This window comes from Kitasatospora sp. NPDC086791 (assembly GCF_040685975.1).
Classification (GTDB): Bacteria; Actinomycetota; Actinomycetes; order Streptomycetales; family Streptomycetaceae; genus Kitasatospora.
In genome coordinates, this window is the sequence record NZ_JBFBOC010000027.1 from 44,326 (window position 1) to 65,504 (window position 21,179).

Annotated in this window: 20 protein-coding genes; 15 read left to right on the forward strand and 5 right to left on the reverse strand. The window is 73.0% G+C overall.

Annotation, left to right across the window (positions count from 1 at the left end; genetic code table 11):
* Window positions 1-125: 125 nt before the first annotated feature.
* The 5 genes from AB0Q99_RS27135 (at window position 126) to folE (ending at window position 6,330) form a co-directional block, all read left to right on the forward strand.
* On the forward strand, window positions 126-1,298 hold the full coding sequence (locus tag AB0Q99_RS27135) for a zinc-dependent metalloprotease (protein WP_363576041.1): 1,173 nt from the start codon (window positions 126-128) through the stop codon (window positions 1,296-1,298).
* Window positions 1,299-1,582: 284 nt separating this feature from the next.
* On the forward strand, window positions 1,583-2,710 hold the full coding sequence (tilS, locus tag AB0Q99_RS27140) for a tRNA lysidine(34) synthetase TilS (RefSeq protein ID WP_363576043.1): 1,128 nt from the start codon (window positions 1,583-1,585) through the stop codon (window positions 2,708-2,710).
* A gap of 71 nt (window positions 2,711-2,781) precedes the next feature.
* Complete coding sequence (gene hpt / locus AB0Q99_RS27145; protein WP_030059589.1) at window positions 2,782-3,336, forward strand: hypoxanthine phosphoribosyltransferase; 555 nt, start codon at window positions 2,782-2,784, stop codon at window positions 3,334-3,336.
* A 227-nt stretch (window positions 3,337-3,563) separates the two neighbouring features.
* Complete coding sequence (gene ftsH, locus AB0Q99_RS27150; protein ID WP_363576045.1) at window positions 3,564-5,618, forward strand: ATP-dependent zinc metalloprotease FtsH; 2,055 nt, start codon at window positions 3,564-3,566, stop codon at window positions 5,616-5,618.
* Between the two features lie 106 nt (window positions 5,619-5,724).
* Window positions 5,725-6,330, forward strand: a complete 606-nt coding sequence (gene folE / locus AB0Q99_RS27155) for a GTP cyclohydrolase I FolE (protein ID WP_030309924.1) — start codon at window positions 5,725-5,727, stop codon at window positions 6,328-6,330.
* 26 nt (window positions 6,331-6,356) lie between these two features.
* Here the strand turns inward: folE and AB0Q99_RS27160 are convergent, their stop codons facing one another.
* Window positions 6,357-7,145 carry a ferritin-like domain-containing protein gene (locus tag AB0Q99_RS27160; RefSeq protein ID WP_363576047.1) on the reverse strand — a complete coding sequence of 263 codons (789 nt, stop codon included), beginning with the start codon at window positions 7,143-7,145 and terminating at the stop codon, window positions 6,357-6,359.
* A 118-nt stretch (window positions 7,146-7,263) separates the two neighbouring features.
* Window positions 7,264-8,418: an alpha/beta hydrolase-fold protein gene (locus AB0Q99_RS27165; RefSeq protein ID WP_363576049.1), complete on the reverse strand. Its 1,155-nt coding sequence runs from the start codon at window positions 8,416-8,418 to the stop codon at window positions 7,264-7,266.
* A gap of 380 nt (window positions 8,419-8,798) precedes the next feature.
* Here AB0Q99_RS27165 and AB0Q99_RS27170 point away from each other — a divergent pair, with 380 nt between their 5' ends.
* The 7 genes from AB0Q99_RS27170 (at window position 8,799) to AB0Q99_RS27200 (ending at window position 15,359) form a co-directional block, all read left to right on the forward strand.
* On the forward strand, window positions 8,799-10,640 hold the full coding sequence (locus AB0Q99_RS27170) for a phosphatidylglycerol lysyltransferase domain-containing protein (protein WP_363576051.1): 1,842 nt from the start codon (window positions 8,799-8,801) through the stop codon (window positions 10,638-10,640).
* Between the two features lie 83 nt (window positions 10,641-10,723).
* Complete coding sequence (folP, locus tag AB0Q99_RS27175; RefSeq protein ID WP_363576053.1) at window positions 10,724-11,629, forward strand: dihydropteroate synthase; 906 nt, start codon at window positions 10,724-10,726, stop codon at window positions 11,627-11,629.
* A gap of 28 nt (window positions 11,630-11,657) precedes the next feature.
* Window positions 11,658-12,137, forward strand: a complete 480-nt coding sequence (locus AB0Q99_RS27180) for a nuclear transport factor 2 family protein (RefSeq protein WP_363576055.1) — start codon at window positions 11,658-11,660, stop codon at window positions 12,135-12,137.
* Window positions 12,138-12,384: 247 nt separating this feature from the next.
* Window positions 12,385-12,744, forward strand: a complete 360-nt coding sequence (gene folB, locus AB0Q99_RS27185; protein ID WP_030059580.1) for a dihydroneopterin aldolase — start codon at window positions 12,385-12,387, stop codon at window positions 12,742-12,744.
* A 43-nt stretch (window positions 12,745-12,787) separates the two neighbouring features.
* Complete coding sequence (gene folK / locus AB0Q99_RS27190) at window positions 12,788-13,375, forward strand: 2-amino-4-hydroxy-6-hydroxymethyldihydropteridine diphosphokinase (protein ID WP_363576057.1); 588 nt, start codon at window positions 12,788-12,790, stop codon at window positions 13,373-13,375.
* Between the two features lie 173 nt (window positions 13,376-13,548).
* A complete protein-coding gene (locus AB0Q99_RS27195) occupies window positions 13,549-14,037 on the forward strand; it encodes a DUF3180 domain-containing protein (protein WP_363576059.1) in 489 nt (162 codons plus the stop codon).
* 164 nt (window positions 14,038-14,201) lie between these two features.
* On the forward strand, window positions 14,202-15,359 hold the full coding sequence (locus AB0Q99_RS27200) for a hypothetical protein (protein WP_363576061.1): 1,158 nt from the start codon (window positions 14,202-14,204) through the stop codon (window positions 15,357-15,359).
* Between the two features lie 76 nt (window positions 15,360-15,435).
* Here the strand turns inward: AB0Q99_RS27200 and AB0Q99_RS27205 are convergent, their stop codons facing one another.
* Both AB0Q99_RS27205 and AB0Q99_RS27210 read right to left on the reverse strand, forming a co-directional pair.
* The gene (locus AB0Q99_RS27205; RefSeq protein ID WP_363576063.1) at window positions 15,436-16,011 is read right to left on the reverse strand and encodes a TerD family protein; all 576 of its coding nucleotides are present in this window, start codon (window positions 16,009-16,011) and stop codon (window positions 15,436-15,438) included.
* 133 nt (window positions 16,012-16,144) lie between these two features.
* The gene (locus AB0Q99_RS27210; protein WP_363576065.1) at window positions 16,145-16,633 is read right to left on the reverse strand and encodes a hypothetical protein; all 489 of its coding nucleotides are present in this window, start codon (window positions 16,631-16,633) and stop codon (window positions 16,145-16,147) included.
* A 154-nt stretch (window positions 16,634-16,787) separates the two neighbouring features.
* On the opposite strand from AB0Q99_RS27210, the gene arfB reads away from it, so the two are divergent.
* On the forward strand, window positions 16,788-17,222 hold the full coding sequence (gene arfB / locus AB0Q99_RS27215) for an alternative ribosome rescue aminoacyl-tRNA hydrolase ArfB (RefSeq protein ID WP_363576067.1): 435 nt from the start codon (window positions 16,788-16,790) through the stop codon (window positions 17,220-17,222).
* 1 nt (window position 17,223) lies between these two features.
* Here arfB and AB0Q99_RS27220 read toward each other — a convergent pair whose 3' ends face one another.
* A complete protein-coding gene (locus AB0Q99_RS27220; protein ID WP_363576069.1) occupies window positions 17,224-17,751 on the reverse strand; it encodes a flavin reductase family protein in 528 nt (175 codons plus the stop codon).
* 382 nt (window positions 17,752-18,133) lie between these two features.
* Between AB0Q99_RS27220 and AB0Q99_RS27225 the strand changes: the two genes are divergently transcribed.
* Both AB0Q99_RS27225 and AB0Q99_RS27230 read left to right on the forward strand, forming a co-directional pair.
* Entirely contained in the window at window positions 18,134-19,930 is a 1,797-nt protein-coding gene (locus tag AB0Q99_RS27225) for a diguanylate cyclase (protein WP_363576071.1), read from the forward strand.
* Between the two features lie 178 nt (window positions 19,931-20,108).
* A complete protein-coding gene (locus AB0Q99_RS27230) occupies window positions 20,109-21,092 on the forward strand; it encodes a carbohydrate-binding protein (protein ID WP_363576073.1) in 984 nt (327 codons plus the stop codon).
* Window positions 21,093-21,179 lie beyond the last annotated feature (87 nt).

The following is a 21,179-nucleotide window of genomic DNA, read 5'->3' on the forward strand; positions in this document are numbered from 1 at the left end:
GCCCCGGGGGCGGCGGGCCGGCCGGGTCCGGCCCGGTGCGCGGAGGCGGTGTCGTGGGGTGCCGGGCAAGAGGTGTTCCGGACGGGTGGCTGCCGTAGGTGGTGGGGAGCACGTACGGTGAGGGCATGACGAGCGCGAGTGGCGGTGCTGACATGGTCGACTGGAACCTCGCGGTCGCAACGGCGACCAGGCTGGTCCGGCCGGGGCCGGAGGTGAGCCGGGCCGAGGCGGCGGCGGTGGTCGCCGAGCTGCGCCGGCACGCGCTGGAGGCCGAGGAGCACGTCCGGGGGTTCACCGGCATGCGGTCGTCGAGCCTGGCCCGGGCCACGGCGACGCCGGTGCTGGTGGTGGACCGCCCCGGGTGGGTGCGGGCCAACGTGGCGGGCTTCCGTACGGTCGTCCAGCCGCTGGTGGAGAAGCTGCAGGCCCGCCGGGCGAACAGCACGACCGCCGGGGTGTTCGGCGCGGTGGGGGAGAAGGCGACCGGCATCGAGGTGGGGGCGCTGCTGGCGTTCCTGGCGACCAAGGTGCTGGGCCAGTACGAGACCTTCGCCCCGGCCGAGCCCTCGCTGGAGGCGCCGGACAGCCCGGCGGCGCTGTTCGACAAGCCGCGGCTGGGGCCGGAGGGCCCCGGGCCGGGCCGGCTGCTGCTGGTGGCGCCGAACATCGTGCACGTCGAGCGGGAGCTGGACGTCGACCCGTCCGACTTCCGGCTCTGGGTCTGCCTGCACGAGGAGACGCACCGGACGCAGTTCACCGCGGTGCCGTGGCTGCGCGACCACATCCAGTCGGAGGTGCAGGCCTTCCTCGCCGAGACGGACGTCGACCCGGGCGCGCTGCTGGAGCGTCTGCGGGACGCGGCGGGTTCGTTCGGCGGGCTGCCGGGGGTCGGCGGCCGGGAGGGCGCCTCCTCGTCGAACCTGCTGGAGATCGTCCAGTCGCCCGCGCAGCGCGAGATCCTCGGCCGGCTGACGGCCGTGATGTCGCTGCTGGAGGGCCACGCGGACGTGGTGATGGACGGCGTCGGCCCGGCGGTGGTGCCGACGGTCGCGGAGATCCGGGAGAAGTTCCAGCAGCGCCGGGACCGCGGTGCGAACCGGCTCGACCTGCTGCTGCGCCGGCTGCTGGGCATGGACGCCAAGCTGCGCCAGTACCAGGACGGCGCGGTGTTCGTGCGCGGGGTGGTGGAGCGGGTCGGCATGGAGGGGTTCAACCGGGTGTGGACCTCCCCGAACACCCTGCCGACCAAGGAGGAGATCCACGACCCGGCCGCCTGGGTGGCCCGGGTGGCCCGCTGAGCGCACGCGCCGCGGCGCCGGCGCCGCGCCGTGTGCCGGGCGGCAAGCGGCGCGCGGCGGTCAAACCCGCTCGTACGAGTGGTCCAATCGGGCAGATGGCGAGTGAAGAAGCGTTTCTTCATTCACCCGAACGTGGGACGGTGGTCGTACCGGTGGCGCGGGTGGCGTAGCGGGTCGCCACTTTCTGCCACCATCTGTGAGCGCCCGGTAACAGGGCGCTCATGCAGTGCGCGGTCCCCGCCGCCCGCCGCAGTCCTGTCCCCTCCGTCGAGGAGTCGTCCGCCGTGGGCCCTCACCCCGCCGTCGCCGCGATACGCCTGGCCGTTCGCCGCACGCTCACCGACCTCGCCGCCGAGGCCGGTTCCACCTTCACCGCGCCCGTGCGCGGTCCCCGCGAGCGCCCGGCCGTGGCGCCGCTGGTGGGTGCCGCCGTCGGCACCACCCTGATCGGCAACGCCGCGCGCCACCCGTCCGGGCTGCCCCGTACCCCGGCCGCGCCGGGCTCGCCGCTGGTCCTGGTCGCCGTCAGCGGCGGCGCGGACTCCATGGCGCTGGCCATCGCCACCGCCTTCGAGGCCCCCAAGATCGGCCTGCGGGTCGGCGCCGTCACCGTCGACCACGGTCTGCAGCCCGGCTCCGCCGAGCGCGCCGACCAGGTGGCCGACCGGCTGCGCTCGCTCGGCCTCGACCCGGTCGAGGCGGTCCCGGTGCGGGTCGGCCGGGCCGGCGGCCCGGAGGCCGCCGCCCGGGACGCCCGCTACGCGGCCCTGGACCAGGCCGCCGACCGCCACGGCGCGATCGCGGTGCTGCTCGGCCACACCCGGGACGACCAGGCCGAGACGGTGCTGCTGGGCCTGGCCCGCGGCTCGGGCGCCCGCTCGCTGGCGGGGATGCCGGCCCAGAAGGGCCGCTACCGCCGCCCCCTGCTGGAGCTGGACCGGGCCGCCACCCGGCAGGCCTGCTCCGCGCAGTCGATCCCGGTCTGGGACGACCCGCACAACTGTGATCCCGCCTACACCCGCTCCCGGGTCCGCCACGAGGTGCTGCCGGTGCTGGAGAAGCACCTGGGCGGCGGCGTGGTCGAGGCGCTGGCCCGCACCGCCCGGCTGTTCCGCGACGACGCCGACGCCCTCGACCAGTGGGCTTCGTTGGCCGAACGCGACCTCCGTACGGGCGAAGGCGCCCTGGACGCCGTGAAACTGGCCGAACTGCCGTCGGCCGTCCGCCGCCGGGTGCTGCGCCGGGCCGCGCTGAGGGCGGGCTGTCCGGCCGGGGACCTGTTCGCCCGGCACCTGGAGACGATCGACCTGCTGGTCACCGGATGGCGCGGCCAGGGACCGCTGCACCTACCCGGGGGCGTCGAGGCCACCCGCAGGTGTGGCACGCTGGTCTTTCGGCGGCAGGGCGACTGACGGGCGAGGCATGCCCCGGGGGAGCCGACCGCCGGCCACACAGACCCCGAACGTTTGAGGACGTATCCCCGGTGGACCAGAACGACATGGGCGCTGACCTCGCGAAGGTGCTCATCAGCAAGGACGAGATCGACGCCAAGCTCCTGGAGCTGGCCGAGCGCATCGACCGGGACTACGCAGGCAAGGACCTGCTGATCGTCGGCGTCCTCAAGGGGGCCGTGATGGTCATGGCCGACCTCGCCCGGGCCCTGCACTCGCAGGTCACCATGGACTGGATGGCCGTCTCCTCGTACGGGATGGGCACCAAGTCATCCGGCGTGGTGCGGATCCTGAAGGACCTGGACACCGACATCGCCGGCCGCGACGTCCTGATCGTCGAGGACATCATCGACTCCGGCCTGACGCTGTCCTGGCTGCTGGGCAACCTGGGCTCGCGCGGTCCGGCCTCGCTGGAGGTCTGCACCCTGCTGCGCAAGCCGGACGCGGCCAAGGTCGAGATCGACGTGAAGTACGTCGGTTTCGACATTCCGAACGAGTTCGTGGTCGGCTACGGCCTGGACTACGCGGAGAAGCTGCGTAACCTCCCCTTCATCGGCACCCTCGCCCCGCACGTCTACGGCGGCTGAGGGTCCGTTCGGGTCATGGGCGGGAACAGTGGGTTGTTCCCGCCCGTTGGACCGGGGGGACCAAGAACCAAAACCGTGTCGCCGCGCTCCCGCCACCGGTGGGTCCGACTGCGGTACGGTCCAATAAACCGCTCTTCACATGAGCACCGATTCGGATGCGCCGCGGCCCACCAGCCACCCGGCGCCGTTGAGTGGCAGGAGGGACGGGGCGGCAACGCCCCGCATGGATGGACGTCAAGCGATACTTCCGTGCGCCGATCATGTGGATCGTGCTGGCCGTCCTCGCCGTCATCGTATTGATGCAGGTCGTTTCGGACTCGAACGGCTACAAGACGGTGGACACCGGTCAGGTCGTCGCAGCGATCGACGCGCACAATGTCAAGTCGGCGCAGATCACCACCGGTGACTCGAACACGATCAAGATCCAGCTGAAGGACGGCGCAACGCTGTCCACCGCCGGTACGGGCAAGACCCCGTCCGGCAGCAAGTTCCAGGCCTCGTACATCGGCGACCAGGGTGTCGCGATCGCCGACAAGCTGCAGGCGCAGGTCAACGACAAGGACGCGAGCACGCTCGCCGAGGGCTACACCGTCAGCCCGGAGAAGCAGAGCACCTTCGTCAGCCTGCTGCTGTCGATGCTGCCGATCGTGATCATCGTCCTGGTCTTCCTGTTCCTGATGAACCAGATGCAGGGCGGCGGCTCCCGCGTCATGCAGTTCGGCAAGTCCAAGGCCAAGCTGCTGACCAAGGACACCCCGAAGACCACCTTCGCCGACGTCGCCGGCGCGGACGAGGCGGTCGAGGAGCTCCACGAGATCAAGGAGTTCCTGCAGGAGCCGGCCAAGTTCCAGGCCGTCGGCGCCAAGATCCCCAAGGGCGTGCTGCTCTACGGCCCGCCCGGGACCGGCAAGACCCTGCTGGCGCGTGCCGTCGCGGGCGAGGCCGGGGTGCCGTTCTACTCGATCTCCGGCTCGGACTTCGTCGAGATGTTCGTCGGTGTCGGCGCCAGCCGTGTCCGCGACCTCTTCGAGCAGGCCAAGGCGAACGCCCCGGCGATCGTCTTCGTCGACGAGATCGACGCCGTCGGCCGGCACCGCGGTGCGGGCCTCGGCGGCGGTCACGACGAGCGCGAGCAGACCCTCAACCAGCTGCTGGTCGAGATGGACGGCTTCGACGTCAAGGGCGGCGTGATCCTGATCGCGGCGACCAACCGCCCCGACATCCTGGACCCGGCGCTCCTGCGCCCGGGCCGCTTCGACCGCCAGATCGCGGTGGAGCGCCCCGACCTCCAGGGCCGGCTGGACATCCTCAAGGTGCACCAGAAGGGCAAGCCGATCGCGCCCGACGTCGACCTGTCGGCCGTCGCCAAGCGCACCCCCGGCTTCACCGGTGCCGATCTGTCGAACGTCCTCAACGAGGCGGCGCTGCTGACCGCCCGTTCGGACAAGAAGCTGATCGACAACGGCATCCTGGACGAGGCGATCGACCGCGTCGTGGCGGGTCCGCAGAAGCGCACGCGGATCATGTCCGACAAGGAGAAGAAGATCACCGCGTACCACGAGGGCGGTCACGCCCTGGTCGCGGCGGCCTGCCAGTACAGCGACCCGGTGCACAAGATCACCATCCTGTCCCGCGGCCGGGCCCTCGGCTACACCATGGTGCTGCCGGACGAGGACAAGTACTCCACCACCCGCAACGAGATGCTCGACCAGCTGGCCTACATGCTGGGCGGGCGCGCGGCGGAGGAGCTGGTCTTCCACGACCCGACCACCGGTGCCTCGAACGACATCGAGAAGGCCACCGCCACGGCGCGGGCCATGGTCACCCAGTACGGCATGACCGAGCGGCTGGGCGCGATCAAGTTCGGGTCCGACAACTCGGAGCCGTTCCTGGGCCGTGAGATGGGCCACCAGCGCGACTACTCGGAAGAGGTCGCCGCGCTGGTCGACGAAGAGGTCAAGAAGCTCATCGAGAGCGCGCACAACGAGGCCTGGGAGATCCTGGTCGAGAACCGCGACGTGCTCGACAACCTGGTGCTGGAGCTCCTGGAGAAGGAGACCCTGAACAAGGAGCAGATCGCCGAGGTCTTCGCCCCGATCGTCAAGCGCCCGGCGCGGCCGGCCTGGACGGGTTCCACCCGTCGTACGCCGTCCACCCGGCCGCCGGTGCAGTCCCCGAAGGAGCTGGCGCTCACCAACGGCGCCGCCGCCGGGGAGGCCGCTCCGGTGGACATCGTGAAGCTCCCGCCGCTGCCGACGGCCGAGCCGCCGGTCGAGGGCTGATCCCGGTCCCGTAGGGAATGGATGCCGCGTCACCAGGGTTTGTACCCTGGAGGCGCGGCATCCGTGCTGTTCAGCCAGAGTCTTCCCACACGTAAGCGAGGCCCGCATGATCGACCCGGTGACGCTCGACGGTCCGCCCGCCGTCGGGACCTTCGACCAGAAGCGGGCCGAGAACGCCATCCGCGAGCTGCTGCTCGCCGTCGGGGAGGACCCGGACCGCGAGGGCCTGCTGGAGACCCCGGCCCGGGTCGCGCGCGCCTACAAGGAGATATTCGCGGGCCTCTGGCAGGAGCCCGAGGACGTCCTCACGACCACCTTCGACCTCGGCCACGACGAGATGGTGCTGGTCAAGGACATCGAGCTGACCTCGGTCTGCGAGCACCACCTGGTGCCGTTCCGCGGGGTGGCGCACGTCGGGTACATCCCGTCCACCAGCGGCAAGATCACCGGGCTGTCCAAGCTCGCCCGGCTGGTCGACGTCTACGCCCGCCGCCCGCAGGTGCAGGAGCGGCTGACCAGCCAGGTGGCCGACGCGCTGATGCGCATCCTGGAGCCGCGCGGGGCGATCGTCGTGGTCGAGTGCGAGCACATGTGCATGTCGATGCGCGGCATCCGCAAGCCCGGCGCCAAGACCATCACCTCGTGCGTGCGCGGCCAGCTGCGCGACCCGGCGACCCGGGCCGAGGCGATGAGCCTGATCATCGGCCGGTAGCCGGACGGCGCCGACGGGCGAACGGCTCAGGGCACCTCGTGCTCCGCGTGCGGCGGGGCCGGGGTGCCCAGCGCGTTGCGGCGCTCGGGCATCCGCAGGGTGACCATCCGGCGCCAGCCGTAGACGCGGTCGTACAGGTAGAGCGCGTGCACCCCGAGGGTGACCAGGGCCAGCTGCCAGCGCGGCCAGCGCAGGATCCGGGCCATCCGGGCGGCCACCGCGAGGCCGACGTCCCGGTGGGTGCGGATCTCGCCGCGGGCGCTGGTCTCCAGGGTGTGCCGGATGTACGGGCCGTGGCCCTCGGTCCGCAGCCGCAGCAGCTCCTCGTGGCAGTACGCGAGGTGGTCGTCCTCGTCGGCGGAGATCATCCGCATCGCCCGGTCGAGCTCGGGGTTGTCCGCGTACACCTTGACCAGCTGGCGCATCTGTTCGGCGGCGCGCTGCTCGGTGACCCGGCTGTGCGCGAGGTAGGTGATGATCTCGCGCTCGGTCAGCGGGACCTCGCTGTTCAGCCGCTCGTGGGAGAGGCCGACGCCCTGGCGCTCCAGCAGCATGCAGTAGTCGGCCTCGTCCGGGACGGGCACCTTGGGCAGGCCGCGCTTGTTCAGCAGCTGGGTGAAGATCCGGCCGTGCTTGCGCTCGTCGGCGCCGTGCCGTGCGATCTTCGGGGCCAGGACCGGGTCCCGGGTGAGCGCGGTGATCCGCTCGTTCTCCCAGCCGCCCTGGTCCTCGCCGCCCGCCGCGATGCTGCAGAACAGCTGGTACGCCTGGTCGTTCCGGTAGATCTCGGTGAAGAGCGATCGGGTGCTCAGCACGGCGCCTCCTGCGCGGATCCGGGGCGGCGCCCGCCGGGAGCGGCGGGCGGACGGCCGCGATACGTTCCCCCGAGCCGCCGGCCGGGCGGTCCGACCGGCGGGTAGTCACTCACACGCGCTAGCCGAGGTGGGTGCCCAGCCACTCGAGCGAGGCCGGCAGCTCCCTGGTCCAGCTGTCGATGTTGTGCCCGCCGTCGTCCAGGTAGAGCGAGTCGGCCTTGAACTGCGGGTTGGCCGCCGCGACCTGGGTGGCCTGCTCGACGAACTGGACGGTCTGCGGGTAGTCGGACTCCTTGCGGGTGGAGACCACCAGCACGTTGAGCGTCGGCACCGGCAGGTTCTGCAGCCGCCAGCCGAGGTCGTGCTGCTGGGCCAGCGCCTTGTCGCCGTTGAAGAGGTCGCCGCCGGTGTAGCCGTCCTGGCGTACGGTGAAGTCGCCGTGCAGGCTGGCCGCGCTGCCGAAGACGTTCGGGAAGCGCATCGCCAGGCGCAGCGCGCAGCTGCCCCCGGTGGAGTAGCCGAAGGTGGCCCAGGAGCCGGCCGTGCGGCCGACCCGGTAGGTGCCGAGGACGGCCTCGGGCACGTCCTTGGCGAACCAGGCCTCGGTGCGCGGCCCGCCGGGGACGTCCACGCACTCGGTGTCCCGGGACGGCACCACCCCCGGGCGGACCATCACCAGGACGGTCGGCGGCATCTTGCCGGAGCGCTGCAGCTCGTACGCCGTCTGCGGGAGGGACAGGTCCTTGACCAGGTTCAGCGCCGTGCCCGGGTAGCCGGCGATGGCCAGCAGGACGGGGAAGCGGACCAGGGCGAACTTCGGGTCGAAGTACTCGGGCGGCAGATAGACGAACATCTGGTCGGAGAAGCCCGTCTCCTTGCCGCTGACCTGGACCGACTCGACCTTGCCGACCTCCTCCGGGGTGCCCTTCGGCAGGTTGGTGACGGTCTCCAGGCCGCCCTCGGTGGTGGGCTGGATCAGCGCGTCGGCGACCGGGGTGCCGCCCTTGTGGTTCTCGTTGCTGGTCAGGGCGAGCTTGGCGCCGCTGTGGCCGAGCAGGTCGTCCCAGGAGGTGTAGAACCCGAACGAGTTGTTCACCGACAGCGCGAGCACGGCCACGATGGAGACTTGAACGACCGTCAGCAGGCCGATCCGGCCGAGCACCGGCATCGGCCGCTGCCGCGCCAGCCGGGGCCAGACCCACAGGGTGGTGACCAGGGCCGCGGCGCCGAGTGCGAGCAGCGAGTTCATCAAGGCGTCGCTGGTCAGTTCCATGCGGTCGGCCTTCCGGTGGGACACTGTCGGGGCAGGCTTCATCGTCTGGCGGCCCGTCAGGCGGGGCCACCGCAGCTAGGCTGTCCGGACGCCCGGGCGGGACCGGCAGGGCGGGGGGAAGTCGCAGGCAACCGGCGCCCTAGAATGCGGCGTCCACCGTACGTAACGGGTCCCGGAGGGTCCTGCCGCGCCACGCGGCGGCAGTCCTCAGGCTCCCGCCGCCGGCTCAACCCCGCAGCGTGTCCACGGCCCCGGTTTACCGACCGTTTCCGGTTCCTTGGTATGCGCATTGCCTGATGAAGGAATAGGCATGAAGGTCCATCACGCGTCCTCCCCCGGAGTGACCGGACACCGCACCGCAGCCTCTACGCTGAGCTTCCATGAGCGTTCCCGTGTCCGTTGAGCCGAGCCCCGAGCAGCCGCCGCGCCGTCGCCGCGGCCTGCAGACGCTGCGCACCCAGGCAGCCGCTGTTCCGCGGGCCTGGCTCCCGGGCGCGGTCGGCTACGCCTGTCTGCTGATCGGGCTGGTGGACATCGCCAGCGCGGTGTTCCCCAAGCTCCGGCACACCAAGATGCACACCGTCGCCGGGCAGCTGCCCGGCGGCACCACCAGCCTGGCCGCGGTCGGCACCCTGATGGTCGGCATCCTGCTGGTGCCGCTCGCCCACGCGCTGCGCCGGCGCAAGCGGCGGGCCTGGCGGGTGGTCTGCGTGCTGCTGCCGGTCAGCGCGGCGCTGCACCTCGTGCGGTGGCACCAGATCGGCCCGGCGGTCGTCTCGCTGGCGGTCCTCGCCGTGATGCTGGTGCACCGGCGCGAGTTCTACGCCAAGGCCGACCCGCGCACCCGCTGGCGGGCGGTGGCCAACCTGGTCGTCATGGGCGTCCTCAGCGTGCTGCTCGGCCTGCTGATCGTGAGCACCCGGTCCAAGTACGAGATCGGCCACCCGGGCCTGACCGAGCGCCTGCAGCACGTCGGGTACGGGCTGCTCGGCTTCGAGGGCCCGATCCGCTACACCAACATCCGGATGTCCGACCTGGTCGCCTACCTGCTCGGCGGGCTGGGTCTGCTGACCGCCTTCACCACCGCCTACCTGGCGCTGCGCCCGGGCAAGCCGAAGCCCGAGCTCACCGAGGAGGACGAGGAGAAGGTCCGCGAGCTGCTGAAGCGGCACGGCGAGCGCGACTCGCTGGGCTACTTCGCGCTGCGCCGCGACAAGAGCGTGCTGTTCTCGCCCACCGGCAAGGCCGCGATCTCCTACCGGGTGGTCTCCGGCGTGATGCTGGCCTCCGGCGACCCGGTCGGCGACGTCGAGGCCTGGCCGGGCGCGATCAAGGTGTTCATGGCCGAGGCCCGCGAGCACGCCTGGGTGCCGGCCGTGATGGGCTGCAGCGAGGTCGGCGGCGAGGTCTGGACCCGTGAGGCGGGCCTGGACGCGCTGGAGCTGGGCGACGAGGCGATCGTCGACACCGCCGCCTTCTCGCTGGCCGGCCGGGCCATGCGCAACGTCCGCCAGATGGTCAAGCGGATCGAGCGCAACGGCTACTCCTGCAAGGTGCGCCGGGTCTCCGAGCTCACCGCGGAGGAGAAGTACCGGATCGCCGACGCCGCCGCCCGCTGGCGCGGCACCGACACCGAGCGCGGCTTCTCGATGGCGCTGGGCCGCTTCGGCGACCCGCTGGACGACGACTGCGTGGTGGTCACCGCCCACAAGGACCCGGAGGAGGGCGAGGGCGGCGACGACCTGAAGGCCGTGCTGCACTTCGTGCCCTGGGGGCCGGACGGCATCTCGCTGGAGCTGATGCGCCGCGACCGCGCCGCCGACCCCGGCCTGAACGAGCTGCTGATCGTCGCCGCCCTGCAGGCGGTGCCCGCGATGGGCGTCCGCCGGGTGTCGCTGAACTTCGCGATGTTCCGCTCGGCGCTGGCCCGCGGCGAGCGGATCGGCGCCGGCCCGGTGCTGCGCGCCTGGCGCGGACTGCTGGTGTTCCTGTCGCGCTGGTTCCAGATCGAGTCGCTGTACAAGTTCAACGCCAAGTTCCAGCCCGAGTGGGAGCCGCGCTTCCTGGTCTTCCCGAACACCCGGGACCTGCCGCGGATCGGCTTCGCCGCGATGCAGGCGGAGGCCTTCATCACCCTCGGCATGCCGCGCTTCGGCCGCAAGCGCCAGCGCCAGGGCCTGATGCCGGTCCCGTCGACCCGCGAGGTCACCGAGGCCGCCTGAGGCCCCGGGCTCCGGACCGCGCCCCCGTCGGGAATCCCCGGCGGGGGCTCCGTTCGTTTTCGGCCCGTTCGATAATGGACAGCATGAGCGATTCGCCGTCCTTCACCCTCCCGGCCGGTCTGCCGCGGCTCGAACGCTGCGCCGTGATGGGCGTGGTCAACGTCACGCCCGACTCCTTCTCCGACGGCGGGCTCTGGCACGACCCCGCCAAGGCGATCGCGCACGGGCTGGCGCTGCGCGCCCGCGGCGCGGACCTGGTGGACGTCGGCGGCGAGTCCACCCGGCCCGGCTCGCAGCGGGTGCCCGAGGAGGAGGAACTGCGCCGGGTGGTCCCGGTGGTGCGCGAGCTCGCCGACGCCGGCGTGACGGTCTCCGTCGACACCATGCGCGCCTCGGTCGCCGAGCGGGCCGTCGAGGCCGGCGCCGTGGTCGTCAACGACGTCTCCGGCGGGCTGGCGGACCCGGCGATGGCCCGGGTGGTCGCCGAGACCGGCGCGCCCTTCGTGGTGATGCACTGGCGCGGGCAGTCCGCCGACATGGACCGGCTGGCCGTCTACGGCGACGTGGTGCGGGACGTGGTCGCCGAACTGACCGGGCGGGTGGACGCGCTGCTGGCGGCCGGGGTCAAGGAGGACCAGGTGATCCTCGACCCGGGGCTCGGCTTCGCCAAGACCCCCGAGCACAACTGGGCGCTGCTCGGACGGCTGGACGCGCTCACCGCGCTCGGCCGTCCCGTCCTCGTGGCCGCTTCGCGCAAGCGGTTCCTGGGTACGCTGCTCGCCGACCCGGCAACCGGGGAACTGCGCCCGGCCCGGGAGCGCGACGACGCGACGGCCGCGGTGTCGGTGCTGTCGGCCCGGGCCGGAGCCTGGGCGGTGCGGGTGCACGACGTGTCCGGCACGGCGGACGCCGTCCGGGTGGTCGCCGCCTGGCAGCGTGCGGCGCGGTTGGGCCCCTCCTGCCCGAAGGCGGGCGAGGAGGGCGGGTGAGGGAGGGTCTGTGTCAGGTGACGGCAGGTTGAGCGGTGGTACGGCCGGACGGGCCCGCGAGGCGGACCTGGAGGCCGTGCTGGCGGCGAACCGGGGGCTCTACGAGGCGCTGGAACGGGGGGACCTGGAGGCGGTCGAGGAGTCCTGGCTGGGCGCCGCGGACGCCGACGACAAGGGCGGCGTGGTGTGCGTGCACCCGGGCTGGCCGGTGCTGCGCGGACGGGCGCAGGTGACCCGTTCGTACATGCTGATCATGATGAACACGGAGTACATCCAGTTCTTCCTGACCGATGTCGAGGCCGAGGTCCACGGTGATGTGGCCCTTGTCACGTGCACCGAGAACATCCTGTCCGGCGGCGAGGCGGAGGAGGAGGGCGAACTCGGACCGCTGGTCGGCGGAAAGGTCGTGTCGACGAATCTGTTCCGGCGTACCCCGGCCGGGTGGAAGCTCTGGTCGCACCACGGTTCACCCGTTCTGACCAGCGGGGACGAGGACGAAGAGGACTGATTCCGGCACCCGCGGAAATGCGGTGGCGGTGCGTCGCCCGGGAATTCCCGAGTGGTCACCGGACGTTCACGTCAATCGCCATTCAGGTGCGCGTGGCGTCGTTTCCTGCCGGGTAGGACGGTCAGGCGTTGTCCGTGCTCACGGGTAGATTCGAAACGGAGTGGCGGGCGTGCTGCCCGTCTTCGCCCTGCCCGTCCATGCCCTTCTCCGGGCGGGGCCCGTCCGAGTGGGAGCAGTGATTCGTTTGCTGGACCGCGTCACCCTGCGGGGGCTGCGAGCCCGGGGCCACCACGGCGTCTTCGAGCGCGAGCGCGTCGAGGGCCAGACCTTCGTGGTCGACCTCGTGCTGTACCTGGACACCCGCCCCGCCGCGTCCGGAGACGACCTCACCCGCACGGCGCACTACGGCATCGTGGCCGAGGAGGTCACGGCGATCATCGCCGGGGAGCCGGTCGACCTGATCGAGACCCTGGCCCAGCGCATCGCCGACCAGTGCCTCAAGCACGAGGCGGTCGAGGAGGTCGAGGTCACCGTGCACAAGCCGGACGCCCCGATCACCGTGCCGTTCGACGACGTGACCGTGACCATCCACCGGGGCCGCGCATGACTGCCGATGCGCACCCGGTACCCGATGTGGAGGACTTTCCCCGATGAGTGAGCGAAGCGAGCGGATCTTCGACCTGGAGAGCCGCGTGGACTCCGCCGACACCACCCTGCACAGCCAGCGCTGCGCGGTGATCGCGCTCGGCAGCAACCTGGGCAACCGCCTGGACACCCTGCAGGGTGCCGTCGACGCGCTCGCCGACACCCCGGGGCTGGAGATCAAGGCCGTCTCCGCGGTCTACGAGACCGAGGCCGTCGGCGGCCCCGAGGAACAGCCCAACTACTACAACGCCGTCGTCGTGCTGCGCACCTCGCTCCCCCCGCGGGACCTGCTGGAGCGCGGCAACGCGATCGAGGACGCCTTCGGGCGGTTGCGGACCGTGCACTGGGGTCCGCGCACCCTGGACGTCGACATCCTGGCCTACGAGGGCGAGCTCAGCGACGACCCGCAGCTGCTGCTGCCGCACCCGCGCTCGCACGAGCGGGCCTTCGTGCTCGCCCCCTGGCTGGACGCGCAGCCGGAGGCCGAGGTGCCCGGGCACGGGCGGGTCGACGCGCTGCTGGACGCGCTCGGCGGCCCGGGCGCGCAGGGCGTGAAGCGGCGCGAGGACATCCGGCTGACGCTGCCGGAATAGGCCCCCCCGGGGCCGTTGATCAGGGAACTCGGCCGGGGGCCCGGCCGTACCAGTAGGTGTCCGCCGTTCGCGCGGGTGCCCGCCCGGCCGGGCCCGGTACGGTGGCCTGGCGCCGCCACACCGGGTCACCGGGCGGCCGGCCGTTCTGGTACCCCGGGAAGGACCTCCTCCGAGTGAAGCTGCTTCGCCTCCGCCTGCTGATCGGCATCACCGCCGCCACGACGGCGCTGTCCTGGGCCGGCTCCAAGCTGTGGGCTTCCCTGGACACGCTGCCGGCGGTGCCGGGCGCGGCGCCGGTGGTGCTGGCGGCGGTGGCGGTGATCCTGCTGGCGACCGCGTTGTCGCTGCGGTCCCGGCTGAAGGCGGTGCGCGAGCGGCAGCCGGGCGCGAAGGGGGTCGACCCGCTGCTCGCGGCCCGGGCGCTGGTGCTGGGGCAGGCCAGCGCGCTGGTCTCGGCGGTGGTCACCGGCATCTACGCGGGTGCCGGGATCTACCTGCTGGGGGAGCTGGACGTGTCGGCCCGCAAGGACCAGGCCGTCACGGCCGGGTTCGCGGTGCTGGCGGGGGTCGCGGTGATCGCCGCGGCGCTCTGGCTCCAGCACGTCTGCAAGTTGCCGGAGGACCACGACGGCCCGAGCGGTCCGGCGGCGACCCACCGCTGAGCGCGGCCCTCCCCGTGATCGCGGGTGGGAACCCGGGCGCGTGCGGCGGGAACCGCCCCGGTCAAGGGCGGAAGGGGGACCCTGGGCTGACAGGTTCCCAATTCGCACGCTAGTTTCTTGGCATGTCTCGCGGACGCCACCGTCATTCCTCCGTCCTCGGCCGGGTGTTTCCCCCCACCGCCGCCGGCGTACTGCTGGTAGCCGCTCTGGCCGCGCTGCTTTTCAGTCAGGACACCATCCTGGTGCGGTCGGTGGGCATCGCCGCACTGATCGCGACGCTCGGCTTCGCGCTGTTGCTGCGTCAGCGGGACAAGGCGGCCCGGGCGGCCGCCGAGATGTCCGCGGCGCAGCGGATGCGGGCCGAGGAACGGTTCGAGGAGCAGCTGGCCGAGGCCGAGTACGCGGCGGAGGTCGCCGAGGAGCGGGCCACCCGGTTCGGGCGGCGGCTGACGGCGGAGAAGTCGCGGCTGGCGAAGGCCGAGACCGAGATCGCCCGGCTGCTGCGGGAGCGGGCCGTGTCGGTGGCCGAGCAGGCCCTCAAGGAGGCCGAGGCGACCCAGCGGGCGCTCGCCGCGAGCCGGCCCAAGTACCCGGCCACTCCGGCGGCGTACGTGCGCGCGGCGGCCGTGCTGCGGCTGCTGGCGCGCCGGGCGGCGGAGCAGGAGGAGCGGCGGGCGCGGACCGCGGGCGCCGAGGTCGCGCTGCGGGCGCGCACCGTGCCGGCCGCCCAGGCCGCCCAGGCCGCCCAGGCCGCCCCGGCCGCTCGCCCCGCCGCCCCGGCGCCCGCGCCGGTGGCCGTGCCCGCCCCGGTGGCGCCCGCGGTGCCCGCGCCGGCCCGGGCACCGGAGGCGAAGCAGCCGGTGCGGCCCGCGCCGGTGCGCCCGGCGCTGACGGCGACGGTCGGTCAGCTCGGCGGGACGCAGGCCGTGCCCGCCGCGGCGCCCGTACCGGCGGAGCGGCGGCTGCGGCCGGCGCAGTCCGGGCAGGTGCGCGGGCAGGGCTTCAGCTTCTTCGGGCGCGGCGCGGGTGCGCCGGTGCGCCCCGGGGCCCCGGCACCGGCGGTGGACAGCGTCGCCGAGCTGGGGGAGCGGACCGACCTGGCGGACGTGGTGGGCGACGAGGCGGTGGCCGCGAAGGCCGAGGCCGAGGCCCGGGCGGCGGAGTCGGCCGCGGCGCGGGACGAGCTGCGGGAGCCGCGGCAGGGTGGGGCGCCGCAGGACGGGTCGTCGCAGGGCGAGCCGGCCGTGGTGGACCTGACGCCGGAGGACGAGACCGAGCTGATCCAGCTGCCGGGGCTGCCGCAGCTGCGCGCCTCGCGCTGACCCGGGTGGACGAACGCCGCGGCGCGGGAGACCGGAGGGACCGGTCGCCCGCGCCGCGGCGTCGTCAGGGGGTGCGTCAGATCTGGACGCCGAAGTCCTGGGCGATGCCCGCCAGGCCGGAGGCGTAGCCCTGGCCGACGGCGCGGAACTTCCACTCGGCGCCGTTGCGGTACAGCTCGCCGAAGATCATGGCGGTCTCGGTGGCCGCGTCCTCGGAGAGGTCGTAGCGGGCGATCTCGGCGCCGCCGGCGGCGTTCACCACGCGGATGTAGGCGTTGCGGACCTGGCCGAAGCTCTGGCCGCGGGCGGTGCCGTCGTAGATGGTGACCGGGAAGGTGATCTTGGCGGCCTCGGCCGGCAGGCCGGCCAGGTTGACGTTGATCGACTCGTCGTCGCCCGCGCCCTCGCCGGTGCGGTTGTCGCCGGTGTGCACGACGGTGCTGTCCGGCGTGCTGGTGTTGTTGAAGAAGACGAAGTGGGCGTTGGAGAGCACCTTGCCGTCCGCGTTCAGGACGATCGCGCTGGCGTCGAGGTCGAATTCGGCGCCGGTCGTGGTGCGGACGTCCCAGCCCAGGCCGACGGTGACCGCGGACAGGCCGGGGGCCTCCTTGGTCAGCGAGACGTTGCCACCCTTGGAGAGGCTCACTGGCATGACGATTGCAGTCCCTTCGTTCGCTTCGTGCGCTTTTCCCCGGGACAACGCAATACTCCGGCGACTTGGTTCCGCAGGGTCCGTGAATTCTTCGTGGGGACGAATGCCGGGGCAAAGCGGGGGCAAAGAGGTGTCAGATCCGGCGGAACCGGCCCTGCAGCGACCAGATGTTCGGGTTGTCTGCCAGGTCGGGGTGCATGTCGAACAGGTCGGCGAGGGTGTCCTGGAGGAAGTCCCGGGCCTCGCGCCGCAGGTCGCTGTGGCGGACCACGGCCGGCGGCTCGTCCGGCAGCCAGGTCGCGGTGACCTCGACCCAGTTGAAGCGGCGGGCGAAGCGCAGCAGCTCGGTGTTCTGGGTGAAGTCCAGGTCGGCGGTCTGCACCCGGGCGGCCCGGCTGCCGTCCGGGTCGCGGTCCAGCTGCTCGGCGATGTCGCACAGCGCCCAGGCGAAGTCGAGCACCGGCACCCAGCCCCACGCGGTGGACAGCTCGGCGCCCTCGGCGTCCAGGTAGACGTCGCCGCAGAACAGGTCGTACCGCAGGGCGTGCACGGACGCGGTGCGGTAGTCCGTCTGCGGGGGGTCGGGGAAGCGGTTGGAGAGGGAGTAGCCGAGCTCGATCACGTACGCCATTGTCGGGGCTCGCGGCGCTCGGGGGTAACCGGGTCCCGGGCGGCCGTGCGGGCGGGCGGCGGGGCGGGGTCCGGCGGGCGGGGTCCGGCGGGCGGGGTGCGGATAACCGGGTGACCGGGCGGGTCGGGCGCGGGATGATGGGCGCATGCCCGAGCCCATCCGCGTACGGGGATCGGTGGTCGTCCCCGACACCGAGCTCGTCTGGCGCTTCTCGCGTTCCTCCGGCCCCGGTGGTCAGCACGTCAACACGTCCGACTCCAAGGTCGAGCTGCGCTTCGACCTGGCCTCCACCGGGGCGCTGCCCGAGGTGTGGCGTGAGCGTGCCCTGGAGCGGCTGGCCGGGCGGCTGGTGGACGGGCGGGTGCTGGTGGTGCAGGCCTCGGAGTTCCGCTCGCAGTGGCGCAACCGGGAGGCGGCCGCGGCCAGGCTGTCGGCGCTGCTGACCGAGGCGTGCGCGCCGCCGCCGAAGTCCCGGCGGGCGACCAAGCCGAGCCGGGGGATGGTCGAGCGCCGGCTGTTCAACAAGCGGCACCGCTCCGAGGTGAAGCAGGGGCGCCGCTCGCCGCGTGGTGGGGAGTAGCTCAGCCCAGGGTGCGGTAGCCGCCGCGGAAGTAGAGCAGCGGACGGCCGCCGGGGTCGGGGACCGTGGCCTCCAGGACGCGGCCGAGCAGCAGGGTGTGGTCGCCCGCGGGTATCCGCTGTTCGGTGCGGCACTCGACGGTGGCCAGCGCGCCCTCGATCAGCGGGGCGCCGCTGCGCGGGCCGCGGTGGTGCGCGGTGTCCGCGAACAGCAGCCGGTCGCTGAGCCGGCCCTTCATGGCGAAGCGCGAGCCGATCGTCTTCTGCCCCTCGGTCAGCACCGAGACCGCCCAGGTGTCGACCCGGGAGAGCACCTCGTCCATCCGGGAGTCCTCGCGGACCGAGATCAGCACCAGCGGCGGCTCCAGCGACACGGAGAGGAAGGACGTGGCGGTCATGCCGACATCCTCGCCGTCCTCCGGGTCGTGGACGGTCACCAGGCTCACGCCGGCGGCGAGCTGGGAGAGTGCTGCCCGGAACTCGTCGGGCGTGGCGTGGGGGGCAGCTTCGGGCTGCGGGGACGGGTACACGTACCGCACGGTAGTCGTCACCCGCGGGAAACGGCATCGGGCCTTGGTCGTAGGACCGGCGGTGTGTCCGCGGGGTCGCGGACGGTGTCCGGACCCGGCAGCGGACTCACTCCCGGGGGTGGAACGGGCCGACCGGCGGAGCGGCCGGCGCCGGCCCGGAGCCGAGGCGGGCGGCCGGGGAGAAGGTCCCGATAGCGCGTGATGTCCTGCTATGGGGCGGATGAGCTGATTAAGGGTGCATTAGTTTCGTGTGATTTAAGTCACAAGTGACGCCCTATTGCTGACCGAGCGTGCCGAACGCTGTGCTCCCTGTGATTCAGTTCTTCTGGCAATCGGACGATAACCAATCAAGAACTATCCGAAGCAGCCGGGGAGCCCCCGCATGGAAGCCGAGTCGGAGCCGTACGTCCGTCTCGCGACCCTCCGCACCTTGCACCGGGTCGTGGCGGACCTCAACGCTGCCCGCAGCCTCGCGGGCACGCTGCAGGCCGTCGTCGAGGGCGCGGTGCACGGGCTCGGCTTCGACGCCGCCGCGGTCAGCCTGGTCCGGCCGGACGGCGACCTCGTGGTGGCGGCCGTCTGGGAGCTGGAGGAGAGCCCGATGGGCGGCCCCTCCGTCCTGCTCGGCCAGGTCGGCTCCCGGGAGTCCTGGGACCGGCTGCTCGGCGTCAGCGACCACTGGGGCACCCTGCGCTTCCTGCCATACGACCGCGGCTGGGCCGTCGCCAGCGACATCCCGCGCTGGATCGGGGACGGCGCGCTGCCCGTGTACGCCAACGACTGGCACCCCGCCGACGGCCTGCTCGCCCCGATGTACAGCGCCGGCGGCGACCTGCTCGGGGTGCTCTCGGTCGACCGCCCGCGCAGCGGCAAGCGCCCCGGGGCCTGGACCCGCGAGGCGCTGGAGATGTTCTCGCTGCAGGCCTCCATCGCGATCGGCAACGCCCGGCTGCGGGCCGAGATGCAGCGCGCACTCGCCCGGCTGGAGAAGGAGCAGCAGGCGCTGCGGGCCAGCGAGGAGAGCTTCCGCCAGGCCTTCGAGTACGCGCCCAGCGGGATGGCCATCACCGAGCTGCACGGCGCCGGGCGCGGCCAGCTCACCCGGGTCAACGACGCGCTCTGTCGACTGCTCGGCCGCCCCCGCGCGGTGCTGCGCCAGCAGAGCTTCGCCGACCTCGTCCACCCCGAGGACCGCGCCCTGCTGGAGCGCACCAGCGCCGAGAGCGGCCGGGCGGAGCTGCGGCTGTCCCGGCGGGACGGCGGCTACCAGTGGGTCTGTCTGCGCAACTCGATCGTGGCGGACGCGGCCGAGGGGCCGAGCTTCCTGCTCACCCACGTCGAGGACATCGAGGACCGCAAGCGGCACGAGTTCCAGCTCGCCCACCGGGCCAGCCACGACGCGCTCACCGGACTGCCCAACGGCGCCGAGCTCAAGGCCCGGCTGGCCCGCCGGCTCTGTTCCCAGCCGCAGCCGGTCGGCGCCGCGGCCGGCCCGGCCGGTCCGGCCGCGGCCGGGTACCCGCCGCCGTACTACCCGGCGGACTCCTACAGCGCGCACGCGGCGCACGAGGGCCTGGAGGGCGCGGACCCGTACGCCGGGGCGGTGCACGGCTACGGGGCGCCCGAGGGCGGCCCGCCGCCCGGGATCGGCCCGGGCTACGGGGAGCACGTGCACGCGGTGGTCCCGGCCGACCACGGGCCGGGCGGCGACGCCTGGTCCGTGCCGTTCCGCTCCGGCGGCGCGGCCGCGGTGGACAAGGGGCTCGCGGTGCTCTTCTGCGACCTGGACGGCTTCAAGTCGATCAACGACCGGTTCGGCCACAACGCGGGCGACGCGGTGCTGGTCGAGGTCGCCCTGCGGCTGAGCCAGGCCGTCCGGGACGGCGACACGGTGGCCCGGCTCGGCGGCGACGAGTTCGTGGTGCTGGCCGACGGCATCGGCCGCGAGGAGGCCAAGGACCTCGCCCACCGGCTGCGCAACGCGATCATCCCGCCGATGCGGATCGACGGCCGGGCGATGCGGGTGGGGGTGAGCCTCGGGATCGGCTGGGCCGGATGCGGCATGAGCATCGAGGAGGTGCTGCACACCGCGGACGAGCGGATGTACGACGAGAAGCGGGCGCGCGGCGGGGCCGTGCGCGGGGCGCGCGGCGAGCGCTCGCACCGGCGCGCGGGCTGAGACCGGACGGGGACGGAGGACGCGGCCCCGCGGGCGTTCCGGTCCGGGTTACCCGCGAGTTGTCAAGGGGTCTTTTCCCGCCGTCACACAGGACAGGTAGGGTTCCCGGTACGACAGCGTCCATGATCTGCGCCGCCCGCAGCCCGGCGGCGCGCACCGGATGGGGGAGCAGACCACCGTGACGACCGCCGGCAACAACGGAGTGCCCGAGGGCCAGGGGGGCGGTGCCCCGCAGGACGACGACCCGTTCGGCTACCTCTACCGCCCGGCCGACGGCTCCACCGGGCAGCCGGCCGAGCCGCAGCAGGGTGTCCCCCGCACGTCGTACAACCGGCCGATGGAGGTCGGGCGCGCCCAGTACGGCTACCCGCCGCGGGCGCAGCAGCCGTACGGTCAGCCGGGCACGCCGCAGGGGTACCCGGGTGGTCAGCCGCAGGCCCCGTACGGGCAGCCCGGCGTGCCGCAGCAGCCGGCCGAGTACGGCGCCGCGCCCACCCAGCAGACCCGCTACGCCGAGCACTCCCGGCCGCAGCCGGGGGACGAGCGGCCGAGCAGCGGCCGGAGCAAGGGCGCGGTGATCGGCGCGGTCGCCGTGGTCGCGGCCATCGCGATCGGTGCCGGGATAGCGCTCTCGGGCGGCCAGGAGGGCGACAAGACGGCCAAGGGCGGTACCGCCACCACGGCCGCGCCGGGCCCCGCCACCCCGGGGCCGACCGGCACGACCGCCGGTGCCTCCCCCTCGGCGAGCGCCACCGCGATCTCCGGCCCGTCGACGGTGGACGCGAGCCAGCTGCAGGCGCAGAACGCGCCGTCCGGCAACACCGTCAAGGGCGCCAAGTCGGCGGACGGCAGCTACCTGACCCTCCAGGCGGGCGGTTCGGTGACCTGGAGCGGCGAGATCGCCACGGCCGGGTCGTACAAGCTGACCGTCCACTACAACTACCTGGGCCCGGACATCCGGGGCGCGGCCGCGGTGAACGGCAAGGACTGGCCGTCCGGGCTGACCTTCAAGGTGTACGGGCCGGCCCCCAAGGACCAGAACTCCGCCTGGTACACGACCTGGATACTGCCGCAGTTCACGGCCGGGCCGAACTCGGTGACCTTCACGGTGCCCTCCGGGGCGGTCCTGATCGACCAGGTCACCATCGAGCCCAGCGGCTGAGCCCCCGTCCGGCCTCCGGACGCACCACGGCCGCCCGTCCCCCTCGCGGGGCGGGCGGCCGTCGTCGTTCCGCGGCGCGGTGCGCGG